The organism is Desulfovibrio sp. 1188_IL3213, assembly GCF_036763145.1.
Taxonomy (GTDB): Bacteria; Desulfobacterota; Desulfovibrionia; order Desulfovibrionales; family Desulfovibrionaceae; genus Desulfovibrio.
Genome location: NZ_JBAIYR010000181.1, coordinates 1 through 4,592, shown reverse-complemented (window position 1 = coordinate 4,592; position 4,592 = coordinate 1). Strand labels below are relative to the sequence as shown.

Annotated in this window: 6 protein-coding genes and 1 pseudogene; all 7 read right to left on the bottom strand. The window is 59.8% G+C overall.

From position 1 onward, the window contains the following. Positions 1-301 (bottom strand): annotated as a pseudogene (locus V6C16_RS08330) (hypothetical protein); the annotation flags it as partial. A gap of 147 nt (positions 302-448) precedes the next feature. Next, complete coding sequence (locus V6C16_RS08325; protein WP_333535539.1) at positions 449-787, bottom strand: SMR family transporter; 339 nt, start codon at positions 785-787, stop codon at positions 449-451. After that, positions 787-1,221: a DMT family transporter gene (locus V6C16_RS08320; protein WP_333535538.1), complete on the bottom strand. Its 435-nt coding sequence runs from the start codon at positions 1,219-1,221 to the stop codon at positions 787-789. The genes V6C16_RS08325 and V6C16_RS08320 overlap by 1 nt, the downstream gene beginning before the upstream one ends. Before the next feature lie 449 nt (positions 1,222-1,670). Continuing rightward, positions 1,671-2,423, bottom strand: coding sequence for a 1-(5-phosphoribosyl)-5-[(5-phosphoribosylamino)methylideneamino]imidazole-4-carboxamide isomerase (gene hisA / locus V6C16_RS08315; protein WP_333543000.1), 753 nt, complete (start codon positions 2,421-2,423; stop codon positions 1,671-1,673). After that, positions 2,420-3,079, bottom strand: a complete 660-nt coding sequence (locus tag V6C16_RS08310; RefSeq protein ID WP_333535013.1) for a hypothetical protein — start codon at positions 3,077-3,079, stop codon at positions 2,420-2,422. Before V6C16_RS08310 ends, hisA begins: the two co-directional genes overlap by 4 nt. After that, positions 3,079-3,675: an imidazoleglycerol-phosphate dehydratase gene (locus V6C16_RS08305; RefSeq protein WP_333535014.1), complete on the bottom strand. Its 597-nt coding sequence runs from the start codon at positions 3,673-3,675 to the stop codon at positions 3,079-3,081. Before V6C16_RS08305 ends, V6C16_RS08310 begins: the two co-directional genes overlap by 1 nt. Next, positions 3,672-4,472 (bottom strand): twin-arginine translocase subunit TatC, encoded by an 801-nt coding sequence (gene tatC / locus V6C16_RS08300; RefSeq protein WP_442886201.1) that lies wholly within the window; start codon positions 4,470-4,472, stop codon positions 3,672-3,674. Before tatC ends, V6C16_RS08305 begins: the two co-directional genes overlap by 4 nt. Positions 4,473-4,592: the final 120 nt, after the last annotated feature.

The following is a 4,592-nucleotide window of genomic DNA, read 5'->3' as shown; positions in this document are numbered from 1 at the left end:
AGGCCAGGGGCCGCTGTACGCGCGGCAGCCCGCACCCGTGAGGCGTACAGGCCTTGCAGCCGCGCCCATCCATATAGGCGGTGTGGTCGTCAAGCATGTAAAAGTCTTTTTCCATACTCGCGTGCAACTGCCGGGGCAGCAGGGGCATGGGGAAAGGCTCATTGGAATCCTGTGGCCCGCAGCAATAGCGGCAGTCACGGCAATAGCCGTTTTGCAGCCAGCCGTCGCGCCAGCGTAGTACCCTGCGGCGCGGAAAAAGACCGCGCCATTTTTCAAGATAATCCCAGAATCCTTTTTTCATGCTCGCCTCCGGGGCTTGCGCGACCGCTCGGGCGGTTCACGCTGTGGCCCCTCTTCTTCAAGTGCGCAGGTCGGGGCTGAGCCGTTGTGCGCGTTTCTTTTGGCGGTCTGCCGCACATGGCAGATGTGCTTTGTGTGCAGACCGTGGTTAGCTCAAATGCAAAAGGGCCATGCCCGTCATGAGCAGGGCCATGCCCGCAAAGGCGCAGGGCCGCAGCTTCTGGCTGAAAAACAGCCAGCCGCCCAGCGATGTGCCCAGAATGCCGAAGCTGCCCCACATGGCATAGGCCACGGCCAGATCCATATGCCGTACGGCCAGGGACAGACAATAAAAAGCAAGGCCCACCAGCAGCAGAGAGAAAAAACCCAGCCAGCGCCGCCTGAAGCCGCCGGACTTTGCCAGCAGCAAGTTTGCCAGCACGTCCAGCACCGCCGCCAGCACCACCAGCAAAAGAGAAAGGCTGAAAAAAGAGGCAAGGGTCTGCATTATGCGTTCCCTCCCGCATCGGCCGCGCTGTCGCCCGCCTTCAGGCTGGACGTGGGGCGGGCCGCCGGATGAATGTCTTTTTTGCCGTGGCCTGTGCCGTGGTGTACCAGCAAGGCTCCGGCCAGCACGCAGACAAGGCCGAGGGCGCGCGTCATGGTCAGGCTTTCATCGAGCAGCAGCACGCTGCATATGGTAATGAAGGTCAGGCCAAGGCCCTCCCAGAAGGCGAAAGCCACACCTACAGGCAGGCCGGTGGTGGCTTTTGCCAGCATGTAATACGAAAGCGCGATAGCCAGCCACATAAGCACAAGGCCGAGCATGGCTGCATGGGCAAAGCCCCATCCCTGAGCCATCTTCATGACTGTGGTCCCGGCCACTTCGAAAATAATGGCCCCCATGAGGCAGAGCCAGTGATAGGGTTTGGTTTCAAGCATTATATCCTCGCTGCGCTGTCAGGCTGATGTTTCAGCCCGGTATTTGAAACAGAAAAAGCCCTGGCCTCCCGCAGGGGCCATGCATCAAACAGTTTTCGCAGACGGGGAATTAAAGAAATGAACGCCAGTAACGTTCTTCAGGGTAGCCGCAAAAGGGGCGGCTGCATATGCGGGACCAATGACAGGAAGCTGGATTCATGTCTCAGAGTATATGTTCTGCAGCGAAGCTTGGCAAGGGCGCACGGCGGGGCAGGCGGCCCAGGCGGAAGCTGCCGGAACACTTCATAATCTTTGCGAAGAGGTGTTTGCAGGGACAAAATTGTCCGACCCAACTCCGCTGCGCCACAGACGGCCAAAGCGCGCCCGGCCTGAACCGTGGCGCGCTTTGCGTTGTACTCTTGCTATCGCCTGGCCGCGCAGCTTTTGCGTGGTTTGCCAGCGCAGGCTGGCTAGCCGCTTTGGGACGAGCTTTGCCGGGAGTCTATCCAGGCATTGGCTTCCTTGAGGTCAAGGGTCCCCTCGTAGAGGGCGCGCCCGCTCACCGCGCCTATAAGGCTGGTCTCAAGGGTGAGAGGGTAGATCTTTTGCACGTCTTCAAGGGTGGCTACGCCCCCGGCGGCAATGACCGGCACGGTGGAGAGGCGGGCCAGATGCTCCAGCGCGGCTATGTTGACGCCGCACTGCATGCCGTCGCGTTCAATGTCTGTGTAGATGACAAAGGCTGCGCCGCCGTCAAGCAGGCGGGGCAGGGCCGTATCAACGGTCATGCCCGTGTCTTCCACCCACCCCCGGCTTTTCAGCTTTCCGCCTTCGGCATCGAGGGATACGCCGACCCGACCCGGAAAGGCGCGGCACATATCCGCAAAAAGGGCGGGCTGCTCCAAGGCCAGGGTGCCGATGATAAGCCGGTGCACCCCGGCTTCCAGATAGGCTTCGGCGGTCCGCATGTCGCGTATGCCGCCGCCAAGCTGCACGGGAATGGCAAGGGCCGCGCAGATGTCGCGCACAATGTGGCGGCTTTGGGCCGCGCCGTCAAAAGCGCCGTCCAGATCAACCACATGCAGCCAGCGCGCTCCTGCCTTTTCCCAGGCGCTGGCGGCATCTACGGGATTTTCGGCAAAAACCGTGCTTTCGTGGGCACGACCCTGCTTGAGACGTACGGCCTTGCCGTTCTGGATATCAACAGCGGGAAAAATAATCATAAACCCAAGTCCTTTACTGCCTTGCTCATGCCGTCCACGGTCAGATCCTCGGCGGTGACCCACTGGCCCTTACGCTTGAGGAAGGAACCCACATTGAGCAGATTTTCCGCAAGTCCGGCCTGTTTTTCCTCAAAGACAGAGCGGTCCATTACACTGCCGGTGTCCACGCGCAGCAGGAAAAATTCCACCCGCACGTGGGCCGACTGGGTGACGCCTGCTTTGGAGCCTTCGCGCTCATGCCAGTCCAGCACCTGAGGGATGAGCAGCAACTGCGCCCCCTGCTTTTTGCCGTAGGCTATCCACAGGGGCAGGGCCTGCGGCTGTTCCGAACTGTGAAACGAGGTCGTGTTCTGGGGCAGGCTGCGCTGGCCGATGAACTTGTACTGCCTGTTGGTCTGGGTGGTCAGCACATGACGCAGACGCATATCCAGCGCGGTGAGCATATCTTCGGGAATGCGCCCCTGATCTTCGGGAATGCGCCCCATGATAAGCTGGCTGGCATTGACGGGCTGGGTGAAGGGAGCCACGGTAATGGTGTAGGTGCCGGAAAGGTTGCGCGGCACGTCGGCGGTACTGCGCGGGCGCTTGCTGCACGCGCCCAGAACCATGACAAGACTCAGTATAATAAGAAGCAGTATATTCAGGCGGTTATGCATTAATCAAGACCTCCCTTGGTGCTGCGTATGGTTGTGCCGTTCCGGCGCACTGCCTGGGCCAGAGCAAGGCCCAGTCCTTTGGCGGCGGATTCCAGCAAGTGATGCCCGTTTTTGCCGTAGCGCATGTCCACATGCAGATTGCAGCGCGCGCCGCTGGCAAGGGCTTTATAGTATTCACGCCAAAGGTCTTTTTCCTCCCCGGCGAGCACGGGAGGCAACATTTCGTCGCCTCGCCACTCAAGCCAGGGGCGGCCGGAAAGATCAACGGTAACTTCAGCAAGGGCTTCGTCCATGGGTACGCGGCCGTAGCCAACGCGGGCGATGCCCGCCCTGTCGCCCAGTGCCTCAAGCAGGGCCTTGCCAAGGGTCATGCCCACGTCCTCAGCCGTATGGTGCGCGTCCACCTGCATGTCGCCCCTGCAAACAAGGGTCAGATCCATGCCTGCCCAGAAAAACGTGAGGGTAAGCATGTGGTCCAGCAGGCCGAATCCGGTTGCGATGTCTGTTTTGCCCTGACCATCCAGGTTCAGTTCAAGACGGATGTCGGTTTCGGCGCTGGTGCGCGCCTGCGTGGAAATGCGCGGGGCGGTGGTCATGCGTCCTCCGAGGCGTTGGCGGTTTTGCCTTCCGCTTCAGCGGCATTGGCGGCGTTTGTTTTTTCCTGCCCGTCGTCATCGGCATTTTCATTTTTGGGCTTGCGTCCAAAGGCTGCCGCCACCCAGATGCTTATTTCATACAGAATAAGCATGGGGCAGGCCATGAGCAGCTGTGAAACCACATCGGGCGGCGTAAGAATGGCCGCCACAATAAAGATGCCCAAAATCGCATAGCGCCGCACCTGCCGCATCATGGCCGCGGTCACAAGGCCCATGCGCGCGAGGAAAAAGGCAAAAAGCGGCATTTCAAAGATAATGCCGAAAGCCAGAATGAGCTTGAGCACAAAGCTCAGGTAGTCGCTCACCTTGGGCATGGCCACGATTTCTTCGGTGGCAAAACTTACAAAGAAACTGAAGGCGTAGGGAAAGACCACAAAGTAGCAGAACGCTCCGCCGCAGACGAAGAACAGGGCCGACATCACCGCAATGGGTATGATGTACTTCTTTTCTTCTTCATACAGACCCGGGGCGATGAACGACCATACCTGATAGAAAATCACCGGGCTGGACAGAAAAACACCCGCCACAAAGGCAATGTGCATGCGGGTGAAAAAACCTTCGGGCAGGGTGGTGTAGATGGCGTGCGAGCCCTTGGGCAAAACGGCCAGAAGGGGGTTGACCAGCACGTCAAAGATGGGATCCACCACGGCCCAGCAGGCAAAAAATCCCACGATCACGGCGATACAGCAGCGCACAAGGCGCATGCGCAGTTCGCCAAGGTGATCCATAAGCCCCATAGGTTTGTCCGGGCCGTCTTCTTCTTCCTCCTCGTCCTCATCAGGCGTGGCCGGAGGCCGTGCGCCGGAAACCGCAGGAACGGAAGCGGGTTCGCCCGACGCGTCGGGCGGGAACGGGCT